This window comes from Caulobacter sp. FWC26 (genome assembly GCF_002742645.2).
Classification (GTDB): Bacteria; Pseudomonadota; Alphaproteobacteria; order Caulobacterales; family Caulobacteraceae; genus Caulobacter.
In genome coordinates this window covers 2,449,183-2,473,514 of the sequence record NZ_CP033875.1, presented here as the reverse complement: position 1 = coordinate 2,473,514, position 24,332 = coordinate 2,449,183, and the positions used below count along the sequence as shown (strand labels likewise).

Genomic DNA, 24,332 nt, shown 5'->3' with positions numbered 1-24,332 from the left:
GGATATAGATGTAATTTGCCTGATTCAGGTCAAATACCCGGCTGAGCAAGTCGTCCAAATTCCCCTCGCGACAAGGAACAAAGACGTCGCGGGAATTGGGGATAGACAATGAAGAAGCTGGCTCTTTCGCTCGTGGCCTTTGGTGCGCTTGGTGTCGGCGCCGCCCAGGCGCAGGACTTTACGCCGAACGCCAAGGGCGACCTGATCGTTCACGCGCGCCTGACGCAGGTCGCGCCCGCCAAGGACGCAGCGATCCTGACCGCCGCCGGCGCCAACTCGGGCCTCAAGGCGCATGTGGGCAACGACGTGAAGCCGACCCTGGGCTTCACCTACTTCCTGACCGACAAGGTCGCGGTCGAGGCCATCCTCGGCACCACGGAGCACGATATCCGCGCCCAGGGTCCCGGCACCGACGTGCTGGTTCACAAGACCTGGGTTCTGCCGCCGGTCGTGACGCTGCAATATCACCCGCTGCCGGCTTCGCAGGTCAGCCCCTATTTCGGCGCGGGCCTGAACTACATGCTGTTCTACAGCGACAAGAACAAGAACGGCTTCACCGTGAAGGTGGACGACGGTGTGGGTTACGCGCTGCAGGCCGGCGTCAACATCAAGATGAAGAACAGCTGGCTGATCAACGCCGACGTCAAGAAGGTCTATTTCAGCACCGACGCCAAGATCAACGGCGGCGCTCTGAAGGCTAAGGTCGATCTGGACCCGGTCGTCGCCTCGATCGGCCTGTCACGCCAATTCTAACCCCCCGGCAGGCGTCCTTGGCCGCCTGTTCTCTGGCTCCCCGTCGGTCCGCCGACGGGGAGTTTTTGTTTGTCCCGCCCGTCGTGGTCTGACGAACATCGTCGCGTCTATTGATCGGCATCAAGGTCGAGTGGGTCGCGGCGGCGCACGAAGAGAGGGTGACGCTCAGGAGCTTTGTCATGTCCGTTGAAGACACCGATCTGGTTCGCATTCGGGCCCTGTCGCTTTTCAGGGACTTGGATGGCGAGGTCTTCGCGCGGTTGATGCGGGGGGCTTTTCTGCAGCGGTTCCCCCGCGGCTCGCAACTGACCAGCCAGGGACAACCGGACAACTTCCTGTTCGTCCTTCTCGACGGGGCGATCGAGTTGGAGGGCAGCTCCTGCGATCGAGAGTCGACGCTGGCGCTTCTATGGCCGACAGCGACGTTGGGGCTGGCGTCGATCGTTCTGGACGGCCCAAGTCTGATGAGCGCGCGAACCACCAAGGCGAGCCTCATTCTGATGATTCCCGGTGAGGCCTTCCGGCAGGCGCTTGGCGAGGATGCGGCCTTGGGGCGAGCCGTCGCGGAGGAGCTGGCCGGCTGCTTCAGCGGCGCCGTGCGGTCTCTGAAGAACTGCAAGCTGCGCACGGCGCGAGAACGCCTGATCAGCTATCTGCTGGCCCAGTACGAACGCCAGAACGGTGGCTCGATCATCCGGCTGCCTTGCCGGAAACGTGTGCTGGCGTCGCTCCTCGGCATGACGCCCGAGAACCTGTCACGCGCTTTCGCCAGCCTCACGCCGCACGGCGTTGAGATTGACGGCGCGACGGTGACCCTGCGTCAGCCGGATGCGCTCGCCATGCTCGCACGGCCCGATCCGACGATCGACAGTGATGTCGGCGAAGGCTTCAGCCAGGCCGAACGCGAACGCCGCCGGGGGGAGCGCTTGGCGATGGCTGCCCTCTAGCGCCCCCGCCGCAGCCTCCGTTGAACCGCCATTTCGCAAGCTCTTGGACCAAAATGACCCATACCGGCCTTTCTCCTGTCCAGCGCGCTCACGCCGAGCGGAATCTGCCGCGTTACACGAGTTATCCGACCGCCGTCGCGTTCGACGCTCATCAGGTCGAGCAGGCTCCCGGCTGGTTCGCAAAAACCCGGCCCGATGATCACCTTTCGGTTTATGTCCACGTTCCCTTCTGCCGGAGACTTTGCTGGTACTGCGGCTGCCACACCTCGATCGCCCACACCTATGAGCGGGTCGGCACCTATGCGGATGTTCTCGCGCGCGAGATCGAGCTGGTGGCCGCGCGGCTTGGCGAACATGACGGTCTGGCGCACCTGCACTTCGGCGGGGGGAGCCCCAACGCGCTGAGCCCGGGCGACTTCAAGCGGCTCGTCGTCCAACTGAAGGCTGCGTTCCATCCCCGGCCTGGCGCGGAAATCGCCGCCGAGCTGGATCCGGGCATGCTGTCGGACGCCTTTGTCGACGCCGCCGGAGAGGCCGGCGTGACCCGCGTCAGCCTTGGTGTGCAGACCTTTGACCCGGCCGTTCAGGCGATGGTCAATCGCGTCCAGCCCTTCGAGCAGGTCTCGACCGCAGTGGAGCGCCTACGCGCGGTCGGGATTGGCGGGTTGAATTTCGATCTGATGTACGGCCTGCCGGGGCAGACGCCCGACAATGTCTATGACTCCACGCGAAAGGCCGTCGAACTGCGTCCGGACCGAGTCGCGGTGTTCGGCTATGCGCATGTTCCCTGGATGAAGAAGCACCAGACCATGATCCGCGAGGCTGACCTCGCCGATCTGGACGGTCGCTGGAGCCAGGCGGACGCGGCGGACGCCGCGCTCATCGAGGCGGGCTATGTGCGGATCGGCCTTGATCACTATGCGCTGCCAAACGACGCGCTCAGTCGAGCGGCGGCCGCAGGACGACTGCGACGCAACTTTCAAGGCTACACCGACGATCCTGCGCCGGTTCTGGTTCCGATCGGTCCGTCCTCGATCGGACAATTCCGGGAAGGCTTTGTCCAGAACCTGACACCCACCGACCAGTGGGCCGGAAAGATCGCCCGCGGCGAGCTGCCGCTTGGGCGCGCCCTGGCGCTGAGCGACGAGGATAGGCTTCGCGCCGCAGTCATCGAGCGGCTGATGTGCGACATGGCCGTCGACGTCGAGGCGATCTGCCTCGCCCACGGTTTCCCTCCGGATCACCTGTCCGACTGCCTGGCGAGCACGGACGCGTTGGCGGTCGCGGGCCTTTGCGCCCGTGACGGCGCCGTCGTGAAGATCCCCGAGAGCGCTCGCCGATTGATGCGCGTCGTAGCCGCCGCGTTCGACGAGCGGCTTCCCGTCACGGCCAACCGCCACGCGAAAGCGGTCTAAGGCTCGCCAACGATCCGCTCGACCTCTCTGGCCAAGGCTTCCATGTCCAGGATGTGCAGGGAGCGACCGGTTTGTCGGACGATGTCGAGGTTGGCGAGGCGGTTCAACTCCCGGGTCACCGGTTCTCGCTGGCTGCCCAGCAGCACCGCTAGTTCGGCGTGGGTTGGGCAGGGGTTGATGATTGCCGATTTCCCGTCTCCGCTCGCCGCAGACGCCATGCGCAGCAGTTCGATATCCACGCGGCTGGCCACCGAAATCGCTGTCAACTCGAACAGGCGATCCGTCAGCGATCGCGTCAGCGCGGCCATATCTTCGAGTAAGGCCCGCATAAAGCGAGGGGAGCTGTCGATCAGTTCGTGGATGAGCCGCTGGGGCAGGCGAGCTATGCGAGCGTCTTCGAGCGCGACGATATTCACCGAGCGAGGAAGACCGTCGATGGCGGAGATTTCACCGAAGTAGGCGCCCGGGTTCAGTCGTCGATAGCCGACCTCACGTCCCGACCGGGCGTACTGATTGGCGAGCAGCACCCCTTCCAGCAGCAAGTAGACGCCCTGATCCTGATCACGCCGCTGCACGATCATCTGGCCCTTGTCATAGCGCAACTGCTCAAGGCGCGGCGCCAAGCCCTCCACCTCGTCGGCGGCCATGTACCGGAACAACCGGTTGTTCCGGTAATCCTCGGTCGCTTTGGTGTTGAGCGCAGCAGGCGTGACACGCTTAGCGGACGGGGGAATCACGGTCATCTGGTACGCTCACGCTGTCGATCGGGGGGCGTTCAATGGCTAGTCCGCAACGGTACAAGGCCTTTATCAGCTATAGTCATCAGGACCGCAAAGCGGCTGAGTGGCTTCATCGCGCGCTGGAGAGTTATCGCCCGCCGCGCGGCCTGCGCGGTACGGACGGCGGTGTCCTGGCCGGCGCCCTGAAGCCTATTTTCCGCGATCGCGACGAGCTCTCGGCGACTCCGGATCTCAGCGAAGCGATTCGTGGCGCCTTGGACTGCTCGGACGCCCTGATCATTCTGTGCTCGCCGCACGCGTCCGCCTCGCTTTGGGTCGACAGGGAAGTCGCGCACTTTGTCGCTCAGCGCGGGGCCGCTCGCGTCATCAGCGTCATTGCGCCCGAGGCGCCGGAGCGGATGTCGCTTTCCGAAATGCTGCCGCCGACCCTGCGCGCGGCGCTTCCCGAAGGCGTCGAGCCCCTCGCGGTGGACCTGCGCCAGGACGCGGATGGACGCAGGCTCGCCAAGCTCAAGATCGCTGCCAGTCTTCTCGGCGTGAGCCTGGATCAACTGGTTCAGCGCGACGCCCGTCGACGGCTTCGGGTGATGACGGCGGTCAGCGCGGCGGCGCTGGTTGTCACCGCCGGCATGGGCGCGATGACCGTCGCGACCTTGAAGTCGCGTCAGATCGCCCGCGAACAGCGCGATGAGACCGAAGCGCTGGTCGCTTACATGCTGGGCGATCTGCGCGAACAGCTCGAGCCGGTCGGCCGCCTGGACGTGCTGGACGGAGTCAGCGCCAAGGTGCTGGCCTACTACGCCAAGGCCGACAGCGATCGCCTGGACGACAAAGCCCTGGCTCAGCGCGCCAAGGCTCAGACCCTGCTCGGGACGATCCGCGAGCAGAGGGGGGATTTGGCCGGCGCGCAGGACGCCTTCGCCCAAGCCGCCGCGACGACCCATACGCTCGTGGAGCGGTCGCCCAATGACGGCGAGCGCGTCTTCGACGAGGCGCAGAACGTCTTCTGGCTGGCCTATATGGAATGGCGACGCGGCGAGGCCGATAAGGCCGAGCTCGGATTCAAGCGCTACGAGGCGCTGGCCAAACGGCTTGTGGCCATCGACCCCAATCGGGCCGAGTGGCGGATCGAGGTGGCCTACGCCAAGAACAATCTGGGCACCCTGCTGTTCGAGGAAGGACGCGCCGACGAGGCGCTCGAGGCCTTTCGCTCTGCGTTCGTGATCTTCGAGGCCGAGCGCGTGCGGGCTCCCAACGATAAGAAGCGCCTGACCGACACCGCCAACACCCATGCCTGGCTGGCCGACGCCCTGCAGGCGACGGCGAGACCGCTAGAGGCGCTCACCGAACGACAAGCCGCCGCGCGCATGCTCGACCAAGGCGTGGCGGCCTTTCCAACTGACAAGCGCCTGGCGGCCAAGAGCATGGGAATAGAGCTTGGTCTTGCCCGGTTGGAGTTCAACGTGGGGCGTCTGGAGCAAGCCCAAGAACGGTCGGCCCGCAGCATGCGACGTCTGCGCGAGCTTGCGGCGTTGGATCCAAGCAACACGCGTTGGCGCGAGTATCTGGTGATCGGGGAAATGGACATCGTGGATTTCACGACGTGGTCGGAGGGGGGCGCGAAGGCTGAAGCGATGCGCGCCGCCGCCGCCAGAAGTCTCGCGAGGTTGCGGGGGGCTGATCAAGGCAAGATTTGGCGTGCCGACCTCGAAGGGCGTCTGGAGCGTCAGGCCATCGTTCTGGCTCTGCGCGCCGGCGAGGAAGCTAAGGCGAGGGAATTGGCTAAAGCCCTATTGCAAAGCTTGAAGTCGAGGCCCGCCAGCCGCGATACGGCGATGGATCGCTCGGATCTTCTGGGTTTCGCCCAGCTGGCCGCCGGAGAACCCTCGGCCACGATCGCGACGTTTTCGCCCCGCCTTGGATCGCTGACGCCGGGAAGTCTGGACACTTTGGCCAGAGCCTACCTAGCGGTCGGGCGAAAGAGCGAAGCGCTGTCGATCGCACGGACTCTGAGCAGGCAAGGCTACGCACATCCAGGATTTGTTGCGTTTTGGGCAGACTCTCCTGCAGGTGGAATCACTAGGCAGGAGCCCTCGAAGTGACAGAGCCAGCACCCGGAAAAGTTGTCGAAATCGTCCTCGGATTGGACGAGCGCTATAGCTTCATGAACTTCATCGATCCGCTACGACCAAAGCGGCTGCTTCTGGACCTAAGCGAGCGGTGCGAACTGGTGTTCACGCTGAGCGATCAGCTGATCAACGCTGGTTGGTCCTTCCAGAGGAGACCCATCGAAATCCAACGGGATTTCGGCGTGAATTTCTCCAGCTATGTCTGGATGCCGTATTCCATCGATGGCGGAGATCCAGCGTTCAGGTCGCGCTTTAAGATCATCTACGAGGACCAGCGGATGGGTGAATACACCTATAGCCTGCTGATGGTGGACTCCCGAGGACAAAGGATTTGTCTGGATCCGGACATCGAGAACGGAGCCGGCCACGTCCCCTGAACCTGGCGCGATGTTCGACCAGGCGCGCGTCGCCGCGCTGATCGGGCGGGGAGAAATCCTCGCCGCCTATGACCTCGCCCACGCCGCCGTGGCGGCCGGTCAAGGCGGCGGCGCGGCGGCCTACGCCGCCGTGCTCTGCCTGGCGCGGGCGGGGGCCTTGGATTTCGCAAGGTCGGAGTATGTGCGTCTGGGCCTTGACCGCTTGGACGAGCATGACGCCGTCGCGCTCGGCGCGCGGTTGCTGAAGGACGTGGCGCTGCGGGCGAACGGCGCGCGACGGCTTGCCTTCGCCAAGGCTTCGATCCGCCAGTACACCAAGCTGCACCGACGGTTTGGCGGCATCTATGGGGCTATCAACGCCACGACCATGACGCGTGTGGCGGGCGACGCCGAGACCGCCGCCACCTTGGCGCAGGCAGCCCTGGCGATGCCGCCGGCACAGGATTTGGTGGGCGAGGCCGCTTACTACGACGCGGCCAGTCGGGCGGAGGCACACTTTATCGTGGGCGATCTCGAAGCGGCGTGTCGGACGTTGAGCCGCGCGGTGGCGTTGGCGCCGAAGGCCTACGCCGCCCACGCCGCGACGCTGCGACAACTGGAGATGCTGTGTCGCGAGACGGGCGCAGACCCCGCTTGGTTGTCGCCGTTCCGGCCGCCCGTTTGCGCGCACTTCACCGGTCATATCCTGGACATGACCGGGCAGACGGCCTTGTCCGGCTGGGCGCTGCGCAAGCGGGTGGACGAACTCTTATCGGTCCAGAAGGTCGGCTTTGGCTATGGCGGTCTGGCTGCGGGCGCGGACATCATTTTCGCCGAAGCCCTTTTGGATGCAGGCGCCGAACTTCATGTGGTCCTTCCGGTAGAACGGCAGTCGTTCGTCTCCGCCTCCGTAGCGCCGTTCGGGGATACTTGGGTGCGCCGGTTCGAGCGTTGTCTGGCGCAGGCGACCACGCTTCGGTTCGCCTCCATGGATCCCTATCTCGGCGATGAGCAGGTCTTCGCTTACTCCAGCCAGTTCGCCATGGGCTGCGCGGTCTTGCGGGCCCAGACCTTGGCAACGGAGGCCATTCAGCTTGCGATCTGGGACGGCCATGTTGGCGCGGGTCCCGCGGGCGTCCACGCCGACCTTAGCTATTGGGGGCGCAGCGGGCGCCGACGAGTGGCGCTGCGGATCGAGCGCCCAGCGCCGATCGCGCGGTCAAGCGGGGAGGGGGGCGACCCGCGCCGGGCGATGAAGGCCATGCTCTTCGCCGATATTCAGGGCTTTGGCGGGCTGCGCGATGATCAGATTCCGCTTTTCGTCGATGCGGTCATGGGGCGCCTGGCCAAGACGATCGAAAGTCTCGCCGCGCCACCATTGCACCTTGAGACTTGGGGTGACGGTCTGTTTCTGGTGTTCGATGAGCCCATCGACGCGGCGCTCGCCGCCTTGGCGCTTCTCGAAACGCATCAGGCGCTGGACATGCGCGGCTTGGGGCTGCCGCGCGGTCTTGGCCTTCGTATTGGCGGTCACTACGGACCGGTCCATTTGCGCACCAATCCCATGACAAAATCACCGGCCGTTCTCGGCGCTCACGTGGTGGTCGCCGCGCGCATCGAGCCGGATGCCACGCCGGGCTCGGTCTGCGTCAGCGAGGCCTTGGCTGGCGCGCTGGCGACGTTTCATGCCGACAAGGTCCGCTGCGGCTATGTCGGCAGGACGCAAGGGCGCAAGGGATTTCCGGCGACGCCGATCTTCAGTCTGACCCGCGCGATTTAAGCGCCTTCTTCGGCTTGTCCCTGACGCTTTGTGCATATCCGCACATCTTGGCGCGCGATCTTGAGCAAGTGTTCGCCGTCGGCCAGGTCTGGCTTGGTGGCGACGGGCGGACAGCGCCTTGTCACAGGGTGCGTTCGGTCTGTTGTCAGAGCTCGGCGCTGGTCGCGTGAACCGACTGCGGACCCGGCCAACCGCCGGTCGGGTTCGCCTTTTCGAGATCAGCCCGGGGCGTAAGCGCCCGGCTCGTTGAAAGGACCCCGCCGTGAGTCTGGACCAAGCCTCGATCGAACCTGCGACGTTCGCGCCCCTGGACGGTGAAGCCGCCCCTGCGGTTGCAGCGACTTTTCTGCGCCACGCGCTTTCGGTCTGGGCGCGGGAACATGGCCTGACAGGCGACATGCTTTCGGCCGTAGTCGATGACGTCATGCAGCACGCAGACACCTCGATCCGCCGAGCCCAGTTTGGGCGCGGCGCCCTGTAGTATCGATCAGGGGTTATGCAGATGCTGTGGGACGCAGGCGCTACGCCCTTTATTCTGAAGACTCTCTGGCTGTTGTCCGTCGCGGGCGGCGTCATCGCTGGTGTAAAAATGTCCAACGCCGGTTCGCGGACCTCGGACATCCGCCTTGCTCTGGAAATCGTGACAGCGGAACGCGATGAAGCCCGGCGAGCGCTCTGCGCCAGCCAGACGAGGATTGAAGAGCTCGAACGCCGTTTAGCGCTTCAGAGCGACAGCATCCGGCTGCAAATGGCCGCGATCAACGAACACTTGGTTGAGACGCGGCGCGCTCAGGCGCGCGAGGCGCGCCAGAAGACCCCCCAGGCGGCCGACCCTCGCAACGCCGAGAGCCGCTGCGAAGCGGCTTCTCGGATGATCGACGAGGCGCTGAACGAGCCGAGAACCTGGTCGGCGCCGCGTTAGCGAGCCACGCTCAGTCGGAACACCATCGTGTTCTTGTAGGCCTGGCCTGGGTCGAGCCGCGTGGAGGCGAATTGCGGCTTGTTGGGCGCGTCGGGGAAATGCTGCGGCTCAAGGGCGATGCCGTCACCTTGGCGATACATCTTGCCGCTCTTGCCGATCATCAGCCCATTCATGAAGTTGCCGGCATAGAATTGCAGCCCGGGCGCGGTCGACAGGATTTCAAGCGTCCGACCGCTCTTTGGATCGGAAAGGCGGGCGGCCAGTCGCGGCGCGGCGCCCGATGGGCCGTTCAGGACGTAGTTGTGATCGTAGCCGCGTCCGATCACGAGCTGGGGATCGTTGGCGTCGCGGATGCGATCGCCAACGGCCGCCGGCTTTCGGAAGTCGAAGGCAGTCCCGGCCACCGGCGCCACCGCGCCCGTAGGGATCAGTTCGGCGTCGACGGGGGTGTATCCGTCAGCGGGGATGGTCAACACATTTCCCATGGCGCCCTCGGGGGCGCCTTCGCCGGCCATGTTGAACAGGGCGTGGTTGGTCAGGTTGACGATCGTCGGCTTGTCGGTAGTCGCCCCGTAGGTGATCGTCAGTTGGTTTTGTTCGTCCAGCGCATAGGTCGCCGTCGCGGTCAGCGTGCCCGGATAGCCTTCTTCGCCATCGGGGCTGACATAGCCAAAGGTCACGGACGCCACTGGGCCGGCCTTGGCTTCCAGCACTTTCCAGACGACCTTGTCGAACCCTTTGACCCCGCCATGCAGCGCGGCGACGCCATCGTTGTTCAGCGCCAACTGATAGGTCTTGCCGTCCAGGCTGAAGCGTCCCTTGCCGATCCGATTGGCGAACCGCCCGACGCTGGCCCCGAAATAGCTGTTGTTGCTGGCGTAGCCGGAGGCGTCGGCGAAGCCGAGAGCAATATCGGCGCTCTTGCCATCGCGACCCGGCGCCATCAGCGATTGCAAAGTGGCGCCGTAGGTGATGACCGTGGCGCTGACGCCGTTCCCGTTGGTCAGGGTCAGGGCCTCAACCGTTTCGCCCGAGGGCAGTTTACCGAACGGTTTGCGCGAGAGGTCCGCTGCTTGAGCGGTGCCGGCGATCAGGAGCGCTGCGCTGCAGAGCGCGATGGTCTTCAGCTTCATGGTCCTCTCCCTTGATATCGTTATCGGCGGCTTGGCCGCTCTACAGTGACTTGACGGTTGTCGTGGTGGACGGCGCGCGCGAAAGCGTGTTGCGCGCGGGATAATGAAACGGTGGGGCTTCGATCTCGAAGACATCGCCCTCTTGGGTCTGGAACCCGGAGGCGAACGAAAGCGTCGCCGCGCCGAAGAAGTGGACGTGCACGTCGCCCGGTCGCCGGAACAGGTCGTACTTGAAGTGATGGTGTTCCAGGTTCGCCAAGGCGTGGGACATGTTGCCTTCGCCGGACAGGAAGGGCTGTTCCCAGGCCACCTTGCCATCGCGAATGATCCGGCTGGCGCCGTGGATCTCTTCCGGCAGCTGTCCGGTCAGCAGTTCGGGACCAAGGGCGGCGTTACGGAGCTTGGAATGCGCCAGCCAGAGGTAGTTGCCCCTTTCCACCACATGGTCGGAGAACTCGTTCGCCAGGCAATAACCGAGGCGATAAGGCGTTCCGTCTGGACCCACCAGATAGACGCCGGCGATCTCCGGCTCCTCGCCGCCGTCCTCGGCGAAGGCGGGGGACACAAGCGCCTGGCCCGGCGCGACGAGCTGCGAGCCGTCGCCCTTGTAGAACCATTCAGGCTGCACGCCGACCTCGCCGGCGGGCGGCTTGCCGCCTGCCACGCCCATCAGGAACATCCGTCGCGAGTCGGTCAGCGGCTCGTCGGCCCCCGCCTGATGGGCGAGGGCCGCCTTATGCATCTGGTCGCGGCCTTCGGCGGACCCCAGGTGGGTGAGGCCTGTGCCCGTCATCAACAGGTGTGCGGGGTCGGGGTGATCGATCGGCGCGAGAACGCGGCCTTCCGCGAGGGCGGTGTCGAGATCGACGGTCTCGCCCAGAGGCCTAATCTGCGCGGCGTCTGACAGCGTCACGCCGGCCCCGATTGCAGTTTGCGCAAGCGCGTACAGCGTATCGGCGACCTCGACGCGGCGCGCCTGGCGAGAATCATCAATCGCGACAAGCCGCCGCTCGCCCGACGGCGTTTTCAGCTGCGCGAATCGAAGCGCCACCGGCTCGCCTCCCTTGGTTCTAATGGTCAGACAAATAACGGTCCTGGCCACCCTGTCAAACAGACGCGGATCTGAAGCGATGGAATTCTCTTGTTCTGAACGGCGCAGTCTCCCTAGAGTCCCGGCGCGCCAGCTTTCGTGCTGCGCGGCGATCTGGAGTGACCTGCGGGTGGGGAAAGCGAAGGGCGAGGAAGCCGGCGGCGAGCGTGAGGAGGCGTCCTCGGGGCGTCTTCACGGGGCGATCGCCCGGTCTCTCGGCGCGGCGATCGTCTCCGGCAAGCACCAGCCAGGCGATGTCTTGACCAACGAGATCGAGGCCAGCGAACGGCTCCAGGTTTCCCGCAGCGCCTATCGCGAGGCCATCCGGATACTCGCGGCCAAGGGACTTGTGGAGAGCCGGCCAAAGACGGGCACGCGCGTCAGTCCGCGGTCTCGCTGGCGGCTGCTCGATCCTGAGGTGCTCTCTTGGTTCTTCGAGTCAGAACCCAGCGAGTCATTTCTGCAGGAACTCTATGAGCTTCGCATGATCGTCGAGCCCGCAGCGGCGGCCTTGGCGGCTAAGCGGCGCGACGAGGGACAGTTGGAGCGGATGCGCGCCGCGCTCGTCGCCATGCAGCACGAGACGCTGGCGACCGAGGCGGGGCAGGCGGCCGATCGGGATTTCCACGACGCTGTGCTGGAAGCCACCGCGAACGGGCCGCTATTCACCCTCAGCAGCAGCATCGGCGCGGCGGTGCGCTGGACCACGATCTTCAAGCAGCGTGGACGTGGCCTGGCGCGCGACCCGATGCCCGAGCACTGGAAGGTCTTCGACGCCATCGCCGCGGGGCGCGAGGATCAGGCGCGCGAGGCCATGGAGCGATTGGTCACCCTGGCCCTGGAAGACACCCGAGCCTCGCTGAAGCCGTAGTCGGTCGCTTTTCCAGAGGAGCGGCGTTCGCATTGACGCTCCAGGCTTCGGCGTATAGTCAGACAAATGCGATAGGTGAGGCGGTGGCGAACCGTCGCGGTCAATCCGCGTCGATCTAAGCCGCGTGATCGCCAGTTCCTGTCATCAAGGGTTGTCATGAGCGTCCCTAACGTCCCCCCGCGCGCGCTTCGGTCGCGCGCCTGGTTCGACAATCCCGACAATATCGACATGACGGCGCTCTACCTGGAGCGCTACCTCAATTTCGGCCTGACCCTGGAGGAGTTGCAGTCAGGCAAGCCGATCATCGGCATCGCCCAGACGGGGTCGGATCTCTCCCCTTGCAACCGCCATCACCTCGTGTTGGCCGATCGCGTGCGCGAAGGCATCCGCAGCGCCGGCGGTATCGCGCTGGAGTTTCCGGTGCATCCGATCCAGGAAACCGGCAAGCGGCCCACGGCTGGCCTGGATCGCAATCTCTCTTATCTGGGCCTCGTTGAGCTGCTGTATGGCTACCCGCTCGACGGTGTGGTTCTGACCATCGGCTGCGACAAGACCACGCCGGCTTGCTTGATGGCGGCGGCGACGGTCAACATTCCCGCCATCGCCCTGTCGGTGGGGCCGATGCTGAATGGCTGGCACAAGGGTAAGCGCACCGGTTCGGGCACGATCGTCTGGAAGGCGCGCGAAATGCTGGCCGCCGGCGAAATCGACAATGCCGGCTTCATCAAGCTCGTGGCCAGCTCAGCGCCGTCGACCGGCTACTGCAACACCATGGGCACGGCCACGACCATGAATTCGCTGACCGAGGCCCTGGGCATGTCGCTGCCCGGCTCGGCCGCGATCCCGGCGCCGTATCGCGACCGTCAGGAGAACGCCTATCGCACGGGCCTTCGGATCGTCGAGATGGTCGCCGAGGATCTCAAGCCCTCTGACATCCTGACCCGCGAGGCGTTCCTCAATGCGATCGTCGTCAACTCGGCGATCGGCGGTTCGACCAACGCGCCGATCCATCTGAACGCCCTGGCGCGCCACATGGACGTGGAGCTGAAGCTGGAAGACTGGGAGGCCGCCGGCAAGGACGTGCCGCTGCTGGTCAACCTGCAGCCCGCCGGCGAGTATCTCGGCGAGGACTACTACCGCGCGGGCGGCGTGCCGGCGGTGTTTGGCCAACTGATCGAGCAGGGCTTGATCCACGAGGACGCCCGGGCGGTGTCAGGCCAGAGCATCGGCGAGCAGTATCGGGGCGCCGTCATCGAGGACGAGGACGTGATCCGTCCCTTTGCGCGTCCGCTCGTTGAACGCGCCGGCTTTGCGATCATGCGAGGCAATCTGTTCAACTCGGCCATCATGAAGACCAGCGTGATCAGCGATGAGTTCCGCGCGCGCTATCTGTCCAACCCCGACGATCCAGACGCCTTCGAAGGGGACGCGATCGTGTTCGACGGCCCCGAGGACTACCATCACCGGATTGATGACCCCGCGCTGGGGATCACGGCCAACTCGATCCTGTTCATGCGCGGCGCGGGACCGATCGGCTATCCGGGCGCGGCCGAGGTCGTGAACATGCGCGCGCCGAATTACCTGATCAAGCAGGGTATTCATCAACTTCCCTGCATCGGCGACGGACGCCAGTCGGGCACGTCCGGGTCGCCCTCGATCCTGAACGCCTCGCCCGAAGCTGCGGCCGGCGGTGGCCTCGCCTTGCTGAAGACAGGTGACCGGGTTCGCTTTGATCTCCGCAAGTCGCGGGTGGACGTCCTGATCTCCGCCTCTGAGGTCGTCGAGCGTCGCAGGGCGTTGGAGGCGGGGGGCGGCTACGCCTATCCGGAGAGCCAGACGCCCTGGCAGGAAATCCAGCGGAACGCTATCGGACAGATGGATACAGGCGCGGTGCTGGAGCCGGCGGTGAAATATCAGCGGATCGCCCAGACCAAGGGGTTGCCGCGCGACAACCACTAGGGAGCCGGATCGACGCCGTACGACGAACGTCGATCTGTAAGCTATATTGTCGGACAAATAATCGCCTGCTAAGGCTTGCTCAACGACAAAGGGTTGGGAGAGCACTATGGGCGGCAAGTGGTTGGGCGCGGCGGTCGCGCTGCTGGCCCTGGCGGCGAGCGCTCGGGCTGCGGAGATCAGCGCAACGGCGACGCTTCGGGCCGATCAGTCTGGTCCGACGATTTCCCGCTACATCTACGGCCAGTTCTCCGAACACCTGGGCGCCGGCGTTTATGACGGTATCTGGGTCGGACCGGACTCGAAGATCCCCAATGTCCGAGGCGTGCGCAGCGACGTCGTCGGCGCTCTGAAGGCGATCAAGACGCCGGTGATCCGCTGGCCGGGCGGCTGCTTCGCTGATGAGTATCACTGGCGCGACGGCATTGGTCCTCGCGACAAGCGTCCCTCGCGCAAGAACAACTGGTGGGGCGGCTCGCCCGAGACCAACGCCTTCGGCACGCACGAGTTCATGGACTTCGCCGAGCAGGTCGGCGCCGACCCCTATGTCGCGGTCAATGTCGGTTCGTCCAATCCGACCGAGATGCGCGAGTGGATTGAGTACATGACCTCGCCCGGCGACGACACCCTGGCCCAGGAGCGCCGCGCCAACGGTCGCGACAAGCCCTGGAAGGTGCCGTTCATCGGCATCGGCAACGAGAACTGGGGCTGCGGCGGCGAGATGACGGCGGAGTACTACGCCAACGAGTACCGCCGCTTCTCGTCGTTCTTCCACAAGAACAGCGACAACCCGGCGGTTCGGGTGGCCTCGGGCGCCAATTCGTTCGACGTGAACTGGACCGACGTTGTCACCAAGGCGGCCGCCAAGCAGATGGACGCCATCTCGCTGCACTATTACACGATCCAGACCGGCGACTGGAACAAGAAGGGCGCGGCCAGGGGCTTTGCCAAGGCCGCCTGGGGGAAGTCGTTCGCGCAGACTCTGCGGATGGACGATCTGCTTCGCCAGCACATCGCGGTGATGGGCCGCAATGATCCCCAGAAGCGCATCGGGCTGTATGTCGATGAGTGGGGCGCCTGGTATGACCCCGAACCGGGCACGAACCCCGGTCACCTCTACCAGTTGAACACCCTGCGTGACGGCGTACTGGCGGCGGCGAACTTCAATATCTTCCATCAGCACGCCGAGCGCGTGCGGATGGCCAACATCGCCCAGACCATCAATGTCCTTCAGGCGGTCATCCTGACCAAGGGCGACCAGATGGTGCTGACTCCGACCTACTACGCCCACCAGATGTACGTGCCGTTCCAGGATTCGACGGCCATCCCGTTGGAGACCAAGGCGCCGGAGATCGACGTCGCCGGCAGCAAGATCCCGGCCTTCAACGCCTCGGCGGCCAGGGGCAAGGACGGCAAGATCTATGTCGCGGTGGCCAACATGTCTCCGGATGACGGCGTCAAGCTCAGCGTCTCTCTGGCGGGCCTGAAGGCCAAGGCCGTGAGCGGACAGGTTCTGACCGCCGACAAGATGGACGCGATGAACACTTTCGGCGCAAAGCCCACCGTGGTTCCGGTCGACTTCAAGGGCGCCAAACTGTCCGGCGACCGCTTGACCCTGGACATCCCGTCGAAATCAGTGGTCGTGGTCAAGCTGGACTAGGCGGGCGAGCGTGGCCGCAGAGCTCACCCGCCGTGGCGCTGTCGCAGGTCTTGGCGCCACCGCGCTCGCCGGCGGCGCGCCGACATTGGCGCGCTCGACTGAAGATCTGACGGATCGTCTCTGGTACCGGCAGCCCGCCGTCGAGTGGGTCGAGGCTCTGCCGATCGGCTCCGGCAAGCTTGGCGCTATGGTTTTTGGCGGCGTGGCGGCTGAACGGCTGCAGCTGAACGAAGACACACTTTGGGCCGGCGGCCCTTACGAGCCGATCAATCCCGAGGCCCGCGTTGCGCTGCCCGAGATCCGACATTTGATCGCGGCCGGCGAGTACGCCAAGGCCGAGGCTTTGGCGGACGCCAAGTTCCTGGCGCGGCCCAAGTATCAGATGTCCTACCAGACGATCGGGGACCTGCGCCTGGACTTTCCGGGCTTGGACCGGCCGATCTCGGACTACAGGCGAGAGCTGGACCTCGACGGGGCCATTGCGACGACGCGCTTTGGGCTGGACGGCGTGGCGCACCAGCGCGAGGTGTTCGCCAGCGCGCCGGACGGTGTGATCGTGGTTCGCCTTTCGGCCAGCCGCGCTCGCACGATTTCGGTCGATCTGAGCTTCGCCTCGCCTCTCAAGACGGGTGTCGCGATTGAGGGCGACACGTTGGTGCTCTCGGGCGTCAACCAAGGTCAGCAAGGGGTACCAGCGCGCTTGCGGTTTGAATGCCGTGTCCAAGTGCGCGCCAAGGGCGGGCGGCTCGCTCGCGGCGAGGGCAAGCTGCGTGTCGAGGGCGCAGACGAGGTCTTTCTACTGATCGCGGCCGCAACCAGCTTCCGTCGATACGACGATGTTTCCGGCGATCCGCAGGCGCTGAACAAGGCGACGCTTTCGCGGTTGGCGGGCAGATCGTGGGCGCAGTTGCTCGCGACGCATCAATCCGACCATCGCGCGCTCTTTCGACGCGTGAGCGTGGATTTCGGGCGCACGCGAGCCGAACTCGCTCCCACCGACGAACGGATCCGGCGCTCACCGACGACGGATGATCCGTCCCTGGCGGCGCTGTATTTCCAATATGGGCGCTACTTGTTGATCGCCTGCTCGCGGCCGGGAAGCCAGCCGGCCAATCTGCAGGGGATCTGGAACGACAAGACGTCGGCGCCCTGGGGCGGCAAGTACACGATCAACATCAACACCGAGATGAACTACTGGCCCGCCGAGCCGACATCGCTCCCCGAACTGGTCGAGCCTTTGATCGCGCTGGTGTCAGATATCGCCCAGACCGGCGAGCGCATGGCCAAGGCGGTGTACGGCGCGCGCGGCTGGGTCGCTCACCACAATACCGACCTGTGGCGTGCGACCGGCCCTATCGACGGCGCCAAGTATGGGGTGTGGCCGACCGGCGGAGCCTGGCTCTGCAAGCACGTGTGGGACCACTACGACTACGGGCGCGACCGAGCCTACTTGGCGCGCGTCTATCCGCTGATGAAGGGCGCAGCGCGGTTCTTCCTCGACACCCTGGTGGTCGATCCCGCTTCCGGAGCTTTGGTGACCAGTCCTTCGATCTCGCCGGAGAACGAACATGGCCACGGCGCCGCCCTGGTTGCCGGTCCAACCATGGATCAGGCCATCCTCCGCGACCTGTTCGACAACTGCCTGAAGGCCGAGGCGGTTCTCGGGCCGGACGAAGCCTTCGTCGCCGAACTAGAGTCCGCGCGCGCCCGGCTGGCGCCGTACAAGATTGGCAAGAACGGACAACTACAGGAGTGGCTCGAGGACTGGGATGCCGATGCGCCGGACATCCAGCATCGCCACGTCTCGCATCTCTACGGTCTGTTTCCGTCCGACCAGATCACGATCGACCAGACGCCGGCGTTGGCGGCCGCTGCGCGAACCAGCCTCAAGACGCGGGGCGATCTGTCGACAGGCTGGGCCATCGCCTGGCGTTTGAACCTCTGGGCTCGCCTGGGCGAGCGGGATCACGCCCATCACATCCTAAAGCTCCTGCTCGGGCCCGAGCGCACCTACCCGAACATGTTCGACGCCCACCCGCCGTTCCAGATCGACGGCAATTTCGGCGGCGTCTCGGGCATGACCGAGATGATCCTGCAAAGCCGCAACGATGAGATCCTCCTGCTGCCCGCCTTGCCCTCCGTCTGGCCGAGCGGGCGCATGACGGGCCTGCGGGCGCGCGGCGCGGTGGGCGTCGACGTGCGCTGGCGTGCTGGGCGGCTCGAGGAGGCGACCGTCAGAGCCGGAACGGATGGGACTGTTCGCCTCGTGTGCGGCGGCTCACGCTTGGTGCTCGACCTGCGAAAGGGACAAACCCGGCGCGTGGGCCTGCGCGAAGGCCGGCTTGCCCTGATCTAGGTCCTGGATGGCGCATCGGCCGCGTTCCGGCTAAGAGGCGCGTCATGCTGCGTATTTCGGAATTGAAGCTGCCGCTCGGCCACCCGCCGGACGCGATGGAGCCCGCCATCCTGGCGCGTCTGGGCGTTCCGGCCGCTGACCTAGTGAGCTTTGAGTTGGCCCGGCGCGCCAATGACGCGCGCAGGAAGTCCGCCATCCAGATGGTCTACTCTGTCGATGTCGTGCTGCGCGATGAGGCAGAGGTGCTGCGCCGGTTCGAGGGCGACCACCACGTGCGGGTTACGCCTGACACGGACTACCGCTTCGTCGCAAAGGCGCCCGAAGGCTTTGACGGGCCGCGTCCAGTAGTAATCGGCGCGGGCCCTTGCGGCCTGTTCGCCGGCCTGATCCTGGCGCAGATGGGCTTGAAGCCGATCATCGTCGATCGCGGCAAGGTCGTGCGCGAGCGCACCAAGGACACCTGGGCTCTGTGGCGGCGTAGCGAGCTGAATCCGGAGTCCAACGTCCAGTTCGGCGAAGGCGGGGCGGGGACCTTCTCGGACGGCAAGCTCTACAGCCAGATCAAGGATCCTCGCTTCCTGGGTCGCAAGGTGCTGACCGAATTCGTCAAGGCTGGAGCGCCCGAGGAGATCCTGACCGAGGCCCATCCGCACATCGGCACCTTCCGCCTGGTGCACATGGTCGAGAACATGCGGGCGCTGATCGAAAGTCTGGGCGGCGAATATCGCTGGCAGCACCGGGTCGAGGACTTCGACATCGCGGTGGGCGAGGATGGCGTGCGGCGCGTGAAGGGTCTGCATATCGCCGGCCAACCCTACCTGCCGGCCAACCACGTGGTCATGGCCTTGGGTCACAGCTCCCGTGACACCTTCCAGGTGCTCCACGATCGCGGCGTCCATATCGAGGCCAAGCCGTTTTCGATCGGCGTGCGGATCGAGCATCCGCAGTCGTGGATCGACCGCGCGCGCTTTGGCGACTGCGCGGGGCACAAGGACCTGGGCGCGGCGGCCTACGCCATCTCTCACCACGCCAAGAACGGTCGGACAGTCTATAGCTTCTGCATGTGTCCGGGCGGCACGGTCGTGGCTGCGACCTCGGAACCAGGTCGGGTCGTAACCAACGGCATGAGCCAGTATTCGCGTAACGAGCGGAACGCCAATTCCGGCTTCGTCGTCGATATCAACCCGGAACAGGATTATCCGGGGCATCCATTGGCCGGCGTCGAGTTCCAGCGCAAGTGGGAGAGCCTGGCCTTCCAGGCCGGCGGCGGAACCTACCAGGCGCCGGGCCAACTGGTTGGCGACTTCCTGGCCGGCCGACCCTCGACCGCGTTCGGCGCGGTGACGCCGTCGTACAAGCCGGGGGTGCATCTGACGGATCTGGCGCAATGCCTGCCCGACTTCGCCATCGAGGCCATGCGCGAGGCGCTGCCGGTCTTCGGCCGCCAGATCCCCGGCTACGACCATCCGGATGTCGTTCTGACCGGCGTGGAGACCCGCACCTCCTCGCCGGTGCGGATCACGCGCGGCAAGGACTTCCAGAGCCTCAACACCGCCGGCCTTTATCCGGCGGGCGAGGGTGCGGGCTACGCCGGCGGCATCCTCTCGGCCGCCGTTGACGGGATCAAGGTCGCTGAAGCCGTGGCCAAGCAGTACGTCGTCGAGGGGCTGATCAGCGCCTGTTGAGTGAGGGGGCAGGCGCGCCGAGGCCGACCTAAAAGCCTTTGCCCGGCGCGCCGCTGGCCTGGCTCAGGCCGCCTCGGCAGCTTCCGCCAAAGTAGGATAGTCCGTGTAGCCGCGCGGCCCGTTATCGTAACCGTAGAAGGTCGAAGGATCGGGTGCGTTCAGCGGGGCGCCGAGCTTCAGGCGTTCGACGAGATCCGGGTTGGCGATATAGGCCTTGCCGAACGCGATCGCGTCGGCGCGATCGGACTCGATGGCCGCGTTGGCGCTGGCCAGGTCGAACTTCTCGTTGGCGATGTAGGGCCCCCCGAACGCCGCCTTCAGCGCCGGCCCGAGGCTGTCAGCGGCCTCATACTCCCGTGCGGAGACGAAGGCGATCTTTCGCTCGCCCAAGGCCTTGGCGACGTAGCCAAAGGTGGTGGGCAGGTCGCCATCGCCCATCGAGTGGCTGTCGGCGCGCGGCGCCAGATGTACGCCGACCCGATCGGCGCCCCAAACTGAGATCGCTGCGTCAGTCGCTTCCAGCAGCAAACGTGCGCGGTTCTCGATCACGCCGCCATACTGGTCGGTGCGCTGGTTGCTGACGTCCTGCAGAAACTGGTCGAGCAGGTAGCCGTTAGCGCCGTGCAGTTGCACGCCGTCAAAGCCGGCGGCCTGAGCGTTCTCGGCCGCGCGCCTGAAATCTTCGACCACGCCGCCGATTTCTTCGATCGAGAGCGCGTGCGGAACGGGGTAGGGGCGCTCGGGACGGAGGAGACTGACATGGCCCTTGGCGGCGATCGGGCTGGGGCCGACTGGCGTCCCGCCGTTCAGGTGCGACGGGTCGGATATGCGGCCGACGTGCCAGATCTGCATGAAGATTCGACCACCCTTGTCATGCACGGCCTTGGTGACCTGCTTCCAGGCCTCGGTCTGCTCGGCCGACCAGATCCCCGGAACACCCGGGTAGCCGACGCCCTGCGGCGAGACCGGCACGCCTTCGCTGATCAGCAGGCCGGCGGAGGCGCGCTGGGCGTAGTACTCGGCCATCAGCGGGTTGGGGATGTGGGTCGGACCGGCGCGCAGTCGCGTGAGCGGCGCCATCACGACACGATTGGGCAGGGTCAGGTCGCCGACGCGCAGCGGATCGAACAGATTGGGCATGAACTCGTCCCTAGGCATGCGCCGACCAGCGTCGGCGTCTGCAGACCTATCTGGTCGCGCTCCCGCCCGCTGCAACTACGACGGACGCTGATTTCCTCTGAAAGCGACGCCTCGAAATCTCGAAGCGGGCTCTAGGCTCCGTGCTCGCGTAGCGCGTCGAAGCCCCGGCGCAGATCGGCCTTGAGGTCCTCGATATTCTCCAGGCCGATGTGGAAGCGCAGCAGCGGCCCTTCCAGATTCACCGGGATAGACCGTGCGCCCAGCTGCGGGTCGCAGTGCAGCGCCAGGCTCTCGTAGCCGCCCCAGGAGAATCCGAGACCAAAAAGTTTAAGGCTGTCCATGAAGGCATGAACCGCCTTCTGCGAGTACGGTTTGAGAACGACGCCAAACAGGCCGCAGGCGCCGGTGAAGTCGCGCTTCCAGATCGCATGACCCGGATCGCCAGGCAGAGCAGGGTGAAGCACGCGCGCCACCTCGGGCCGTTCCTGGAGCCATCGCGCCATGGCCAGGCCGCTCTCCGCATGGCGGGGCAGGCGGGTCGCCAAGGTCCGTAGACCGCGTAGCATGGTGTAGGCGTCGTCAGACGACACCGACCAGCCGATATCCCACATGGCGTCGCCCAAGAGCTTGGCGACCGTGTCGTCGCGGGTGGCCACCGAGCCCATGAAGCAGTCGGAGTGCCCGCCAACATACTTGGTCAGGGCCTGGACGCTCAAAGTGACGCCATGCGCCAGCGGCTTGAACAGCAGGCCGGCCGCCCAGGTGTTGTCAATCAGGGTCAGCACGCCGCGCGCGTTCGCCCCCGCGGCGATGGCGGGAATGTCCTGCATCTCGAAGGTCAGCGAGCCGGGGGCTTCCAATACGATCAGGCGAGTGCTGGGAGACACCAACGCCAGGAGCGCTTCGGGCGAGAGCTTCGGATCGTAGTAGCGCGTGGTGACGCCAAAGCGGCCCAGCACCCGATCACAGAACCGGCGGGTGGGCTTGTAGGCGCTGTCGACGACCAGGACCTCGTCGCCGGCCTTCAGCACGGCGAGCATTGCCCCCGTGATCGCCGCCAGACCGGAGGGATACAGCGTGACGTTCGTCGCGCCCTCCAGTTCGGCCAAGGCGCTTTGCAACGCGGTGGGCGTCGAGAGGCCTGTGATCCCGTAGGTGAGCTGATCGTCGTCATAGAGCGAGGCGGCGTCGGGCAGCAGAACGGTCGAGCCGCGCTGGATCGGCGGATTGACGGTCCGCCCCAGGCGAGCAGGCTTCGAGCCCGTGTGGATCAGGCGGGTTTCTTCATCCATGGCGGGTCTCGGTGGTGTGGTGAGCTACTGGGCGGGTCCCGTGACGACAGGCGTATCCGCCAGGCCGCCCCATTCCGTCCAGGAGCCGTCATAGACCGCCGAGCGGGGCTTGCCCATGCGCGCCAGCGCCAGGGCCACGACCGAGGCGGTGATGCCCGAGCCGCAGGTGGAGACGATGGGCTTGTTGGTATCGACGCCGGCGGCTTCGAAAACGGGCTTGAGCTTTTCCGCCGGCAGCATGGTTCCGTCCGGCGCGATCAGGGCCGAGAGGGGGATGTTGCGGGCGCCGGGCATGTGCCCGCCACGCAGGCCGGCGCGGGGCTCCGGATCGACGCCCTCGAACCGACCTGCGGCGCGGGCGTCGACGATCTGCTCGCGGCCGCTGGCCACGATGTCGCGCATCTGCTCCAGCGAGCGATAGACATCGGCTTGATAACGTGGCGTGAAATGCCGTTCCTGTGGCGAAGCCGGGCCGTCCTCGATCGGGCGGCCCTCAGAGATCCACTTGGGAAGACCGCCGTCCAGCACGACGACGTCCTCGTGGCCCATGGCCCGGAAGTGCCACCACACGCGCGCCGCCGGCAGAATGCCGGTGCTGTCATAGACGACGATGCGGGAGCCGTCGCCCAGACCCAGCTTACGGACCCGCGAGGCGAACTTGGTCGGCGACGGGATCATATGGGGCAGGTCGCTGGTCTCGTCGGCGATCTCGTCGATGTCGAAGAACACCGCGCCGGGAATGTGCGCTGCCAAAAACTCCTTGTGCGGGTCCCGCTGGGCGGCCGGCATGTGCCAGGAGGCGTCGACCACGCGCACGTCGGGAGCGTCGAGGTGCTGGGCCAGCCAGGCGGTGGTCACCAACGGATCGGACGGAGTGCTCATGGGGGCGCCTTTCGGGGTCTGACTCGCCACGTTGCGGGCCGGGCAACATCGCGCCCGCGCGCCCCGATCGCAAGCTACATCCAAGGCGGCGTCGGCAAGCCCTTTTCCTTAAGGAAGGCGGGGTTGAAGAGCTTGGACTGGTAGCGTGAGCCGTGGTCGCACAGCACCGTCACGATGGTGTGCCCAGGACCCATCGCCTTGGCCAGCTTGATCGCGCCGGCGACATTGATCCCCGCCGATCCGCCCAGGCACAGACCTTCGTGCTGCACGAGGTCATAGAGCACCTCCAGCATCTCCTGGTCCGAGACGCGGAACGGATCATCGATGGCGAGGCCTTCGAGATTGGCCGTGATCCGACCCTGGCCGATGCCCTCGCTGATCGAGGAGCCTTCCGATTTCAGCTCGCCGTCCTTGTACCAGGCGTAAAGCGCCGCGCCGTAGGGGTCGGCCAAGCCGATCCGGACGCCCGGCTTGCGTTCCCGCAGCGCCGCCGCCACGCCCGCCAGCGTGCCGCCCGAGCCGACGGCGCAGATGAAGCCGTCGACCTTACCGCCTGTCTGATCGAAGATTTCTGGTCCCGTGGTGCGATAGTGCGCATCGCGGTTAGCGGTGTTGTCGAACTGGTTTGCCCAGATCACGCCGTTAGGCTCGGTCTTGGCGAGGTCCTCGGCCAAGCGCCCGGAGTAGCGGACATAATTGTCGGGGTTTGAGTAGGGGACGGCGTCAACTTCGACGAGCTCCGCGCCGAGCAATCGGATAGCGTCCTTCTTTTCCTGGCTTTGGGTGCGCGGGATGACGATCGTCGTCCTGTAGCCGAGCGCGGAGGCGACCATGGCTAGGCCGATACCCGTATTGCCCGCCGTGCCCTCGACGATGCGCCCGCCGGGCTTGAGCAGGCCCTTGGCCTCGGCGTCGCGGATGATGGCGAGCGCCGCGCGGTCCTTGACCGACTGACCCGGGTTCATGAACTCGGCCTTGCCAAGGATCTCGCACCCGGTGGCCTCGCTCGCACGGGCGAGGCGGATCAGGGGCGTATTTCCAATCGCGTCGAGGACGCTGGGCAGGATGGACATGGCGAGCCTTGGGCGCGGTTTTCAGGTGGCTGGTAGATCGTGTCGTCCCGCGCCGGCGCAAGCCTAGTTTTCCTGAAAGCACGGTGCGCGACGGGCCAAAGCATCATGGTCTTGAGATGTTTAGGCTCTTATCCACAACAAGCCCGCCTAGA

At 65.6% G+C, this 24,332-nt stretch carries 20 protein-coding genes; 13 read left to right on the top strand and 7 right to left on the bottom strand.

Going from position 1 to position 24,332, the window contains the following annotated elements; translation table 11 throughout:
• Positions 1-108 precede the first annotated feature (108 nt).
• The 3 genes from CSW63_RS13300 to hemN all read left to right on the top strand — a co-directional run bounded on the left by CSW63_RS13300 (position 109) and on the right by hemN (position 3,115).
• Positions 109-753 carry an OmpW family outer membrane protein gene (locus CSW63_RS13300; RefSeq protein WP_062099942.1) on the top strand — a complete coding sequence of 215 codons (645 nt, stop codon included), beginning with the start codon at positions 109-111 and terminating at the stop codon, positions 751-753.
• 179 nt (positions 754-932) lie between these two features.
• Positions 933-1,700 carry a cyclic nucleotide-binding domain-containing protein gene (locus CSW63_RS13295; protein ID WP_062100002.1) on the top strand — a complete coding sequence of 256 codons (768 nt, stop codon included), beginning with the start codon at positions 933-935 and terminating at the stop codon, positions 1,698-1,700.
• Between the two features lie 53 nt (positions 1,701-1,753).
• A complete protein-coding gene (gene hemN / locus CSW63_RS13290) occupies positions 1,754-3,115 on the top strand; it encodes an oxygen-independent coproporphyrinogen III oxidase (protein ID WP_062099941.1) in 1,362 nt (453 codons plus the stop codon).
• Here hemN and CSW63_RS13285 read toward each other — a convergent pair.
• Entirely contained in the window at positions 3,112-3,858 is a 747-nt protein-coding gene (locus tag CSW63_RS13285) for a Crp/Fnr family transcriptional regulator (protein WP_062099940.1), read from the bottom strand. The two genes, hemN and CSW63_RS13285, sit on opposite strands and share 4 nt — an antisense overlap.
• A gap of 35 nt (positions 3,859-3,893) precedes the next feature.
• Here CSW63_RS13285 and CSW63_RS13280 point away from each other — a divergent pair, with 35 nt between their 5' ends.
• The 5 genes from CSW63_RS13280 (at position 3,894) to CSW63_RS23400 (ending at position 9,042) form a co-directional block, all read left to right on the top strand.
• Positions 3,894-5,957, top strand: coding sequence for a TIR domain-containing protein (locus CSW63_RS13280; RefSeq protein ID WP_062099939.1), 2,064 nt, complete (start codon positions 3,894-3,896; stop codon positions 5,955-5,957).
• Positions 5,954-6,361 (top strand): hypothetical protein, encoded by a 408-nt coding sequence (locus tag CSW63_RS13275; protein WP_062099938.1) that lies wholly within the window; start codon positions 5,954-5,956, stop codon positions 6,359-6,361. The genes CSW63_RS13280 and CSW63_RS13275 overlap by 4 nt, the downstream gene beginning before the upstream one ends.
• 10 nt (positions 6,362-6,371) lie before the next feature.
• The gene (locus CSW63_RS13270; protein ID WP_062099937.1) at positions 6,372-8,120 is read left to right on the top strand and encodes an adenylate/guanylate cyclase domain-containing protein; all 1,749 of its coding nucleotides are present in this window, start codon (positions 6,372-6,374) and stop codon (positions 8,118-8,120) included.
• Between the two features lie 262 nt (positions 8,121-8,382).
• On the top strand, positions 8,383-8,601 hold the full coding sequence (locus CSW63_RS13265; protein WP_062099936.1) for a hypothetical protein: 219 nt from the start codon (positions 8,383-8,385) through the stop codon (positions 8,599-8,601).
• A 21-nt stretch (positions 8,602-8,622) separates the two neighbouring features.
• Positions 8,623-9,042, top strand: a complete 420-nt coding sequence (locus CSW63_RS23400; RefSeq protein WP_231737594.1) for a hypothetical protein — start codon at positions 8,623-8,625, stop codon at positions 9,040-9,042.
• Here the strand turns inward: CSW63_RS23400 and CSW63_RS13255 are convergent.
• Entirely contained in the window at positions 9,039-10,175 is a 1,137-nt protein-coding gene (locus CSW63_RS13255; protein WP_062099934.1) for an aldose epimerase family protein, read from the bottom strand. The genes CSW63_RS23400 and CSW63_RS13255 overlap by 4 nt on opposite strands.
• Positions 10,176-10,215: 40 nt before the next feature.
• A complete protein-coding gene (araD1, locus tag CSW63_RS13250) occupies positions 10,216-11,226 on the bottom strand; it encodes an AraD1 family protein (RefSeq protein ID WP_062099933.1) in 1,011 nt (336 codons plus the stop codon).
• A gap of 169 nt (positions 11,227-11,395) precedes the next feature.
• Between araD1 and CSW63_RS13245 the strand changes: the two genes are divergently transcribed.
• The 5 genes from CSW63_RS13245 (at position 11,396) to CSW63_RS13225 (ending at position 19,793) form a co-directional block, all read left to right on the top strand.
• Entirely contained in the window at positions 11,396-12,136 is a 741-nt protein-coding gene (locus tag CSW63_RS13245; protein ID WP_062099932.1) for a FadR/GntR family transcriptional regulator, read from the top strand.
• A 156-nt stretch (positions 12,137-12,292) separates the two neighbouring features.
• Positions 12,293-14,095: an IlvD/Edd family dehydratase gene (locus CSW63_RS13240; RefSeq protein ID WP_062099931.1), complete on the top strand. Its 1,803-nt coding sequence runs from the start codon at positions 12,293-12,295 to the stop codon at positions 14,093-14,095.
• Positions 14,096-14,201: 106 nt separating this feature from the next.
• A complete protein-coding gene (locus CSW63_RS13235; RefSeq protein ID WP_062099930.1) occupies positions 14,202-15,752 on the top strand; it encodes an alpha-N-arabinofuranosidase in 1,551 nt (516 codons plus the stop codon).
• Positions 15,753-15,762: 10 nt separating this feature from the next.
• The gene (locus CSW63_RS13230) at positions 15,763-18,108 is read left to right on the top strand and encodes a glycoside hydrolase N-terminal domain-containing protein (RefSeq protein WP_062099929.1); all 2,346 of its coding nucleotides are present in this window, start codon (positions 15,763-15,765) and stop codon (positions 18,106-18,108) included.
• Between the two features lie 44 nt (positions 18,109-18,152).
• The gene (locus CSW63_RS13225) at positions 18,153-19,793 is read left to right on the top strand and encodes an NAD(P)/FAD-dependent oxidoreductase (RefSeq protein ID WP_062099928.1); all 1,641 of its coding nucleotides are present in this window, start codon (positions 18,153-18,155) and stop codon (positions 19,791-19,793) included.
• Positions 19,794-19,856: 63 nt separating this feature from the next.
• On the opposite strand, the gene CSW63_RS13220 is transcribed toward CSW63_RS13225, so the two are convergent.
• The 4 genes from CSW63_RS13220 to CSW63_RS13205 all read right to left on the bottom strand — a co-directional run bounded on the left by CSW63_RS13220 (position 19,857) and on the right by CSW63_RS13205 (position 24,180).
• The gene (locus CSW63_RS13220; RefSeq protein WP_062099927.1) at positions 19,857-20,933 is read right to left on the bottom strand and encodes an alkene reductase; all 1,077 of its coding nucleotides are present in this window, start codon (positions 20,931-20,933) and stop codon (positions 19,857-19,859) included.
• A 131-nt stretch (positions 20,934-21,064) separates the two neighbouring features.
• Positions 21,065-22,225, bottom strand: a complete 1,161-nt coding sequence (gene metC / locus CSW63_RS13215; RefSeq protein ID WP_062099926.1) for a cystathionine beta-lyase — start codon at positions 22,223-22,225, stop codon at positions 21,065-21,067.
• A gap of 24 nt (positions 22,226-22,249) precedes the next feature.
• A complete protein-coding gene (gene sseA / locus CSW63_RS13210) occupies positions 22,250-23,107 on the bottom strand; it encodes a 3-mercaptopyruvate sulfurtransferase (protein ID WP_062099925.1) in 858 nt (285 codons plus the stop codon).
• Between the two features lie 74 nt (positions 23,108-23,181).
• Positions 23,182-24,180, bottom strand: coding sequence for a cysteine synthase A (locus CSW63_RS13205; protein ID WP_062099924.1), 999 nt, complete (start codon positions 24,178-24,180; stop codon positions 23,182-23,184).
• Positions 24,181-24,332: the final 152 nt, after the last annotated feature.

Coding starts and splice junctions, on each gene's coding strand:
- CSW63_RS13295 (WP_062100002.1), top strand. CDS start 933: ATGTCCGTTGAAGACACCGATCTGGTTCGCATTCGGGCCCTGTCGCTT.
- CSW63_RS23400 (WP_231737594.1), top strand. CDS start 8,623: ATGCTGTGGGACGCAGGCGCTACGCCCTTTATTCTGAAGACTCTCTGG.
- CSW63_RS13255 (WP_062099934.1), bottom strand. CDS start 10,175: ATGAAGCTGAAGACCATCGCGCTCTGCAGCGCAGCGCTCCTGATCGCC.
- CSW63_RS13270 (WP_062099937.1), top strand. CDS start 6,372: ATGTTCGACCAGGCGCGCGTCGCCGCGCTGATCGGGCGGGGAGAAATC.
- CSW63_RS13240 (WP_062099931.1), top strand. CDS start 12,293: ATGAGCGTCCCTAACGTCCCCCCGCGCGCGCTTCGGTCGCGCGCCTGG.
- CSW63_RS13235 (WP_062099930.1), top strand. CDS start 14,202: ATGGGCGGCAAGTGGTTGGGCGCGGCGGTCGCGCTGCTGGCCCTGGCG.
- CSW63_RS13300 (WP_062099942.1), top strand. CDS start 109: ATGAAGAAGCTGGCTCTTTCGCTCGTGGCCTTTGGTGCGCTTGGTGTC.
- hemN (WP_062099941.1), top strand. CDS start 1,754: ATGACCCATACCGGCCTTTCTCCTGTCCAGCGCGCTCACGCCGAGCGG.
- CSW63_RS13280 (WP_062099939.1), top strand. CDS start 3,894: ATGGCTAGTCCGCAACGGTACAAGGCCTTTATCAGCTATAGTCATCAG.
- CSW63_RS13225 (WP_062099928.1), top strand. CDS start 18,153: ATGCTGCGTATTTCGGAATTGAAGCTGCCGCTCGGCCACCCGCCGGAC.
- CSW63_RS13220 (WP_062099927.1), bottom strand. CDS start 20,933: ATGCCCAATCTGTTCGATCCGCTGCGCGTCGGCGACCTGACCCTGCCC.
- sseA (WP_062099925.1), bottom strand. CDS start 23,107: ATGAGCACTCCGTCCGATCCGTTGGTGACCACCGCCTGGCTGGCCCAG.
- CSW63_RS13205 (WP_062099924.1), bottom strand. CDS start 24,180: ATGTCCATCCTGCCCAGCGTCCTCGACGCGATTGGAAATACGCCCCTG.
- metC (WP_062099926.1), bottom strand. CDS start 22,225: ATGGATGAAGAAACCCGCCTGATCCACACGGGCTCGAAGCCTGCTCGC.
- CSW63_RS13285 (WP_062099940.1), bottom strand. CDS start 3,858: ATGACCGTGATTCCCCCGTCCGCTAAGCGTGTCACGCCTGCTGCGCTC.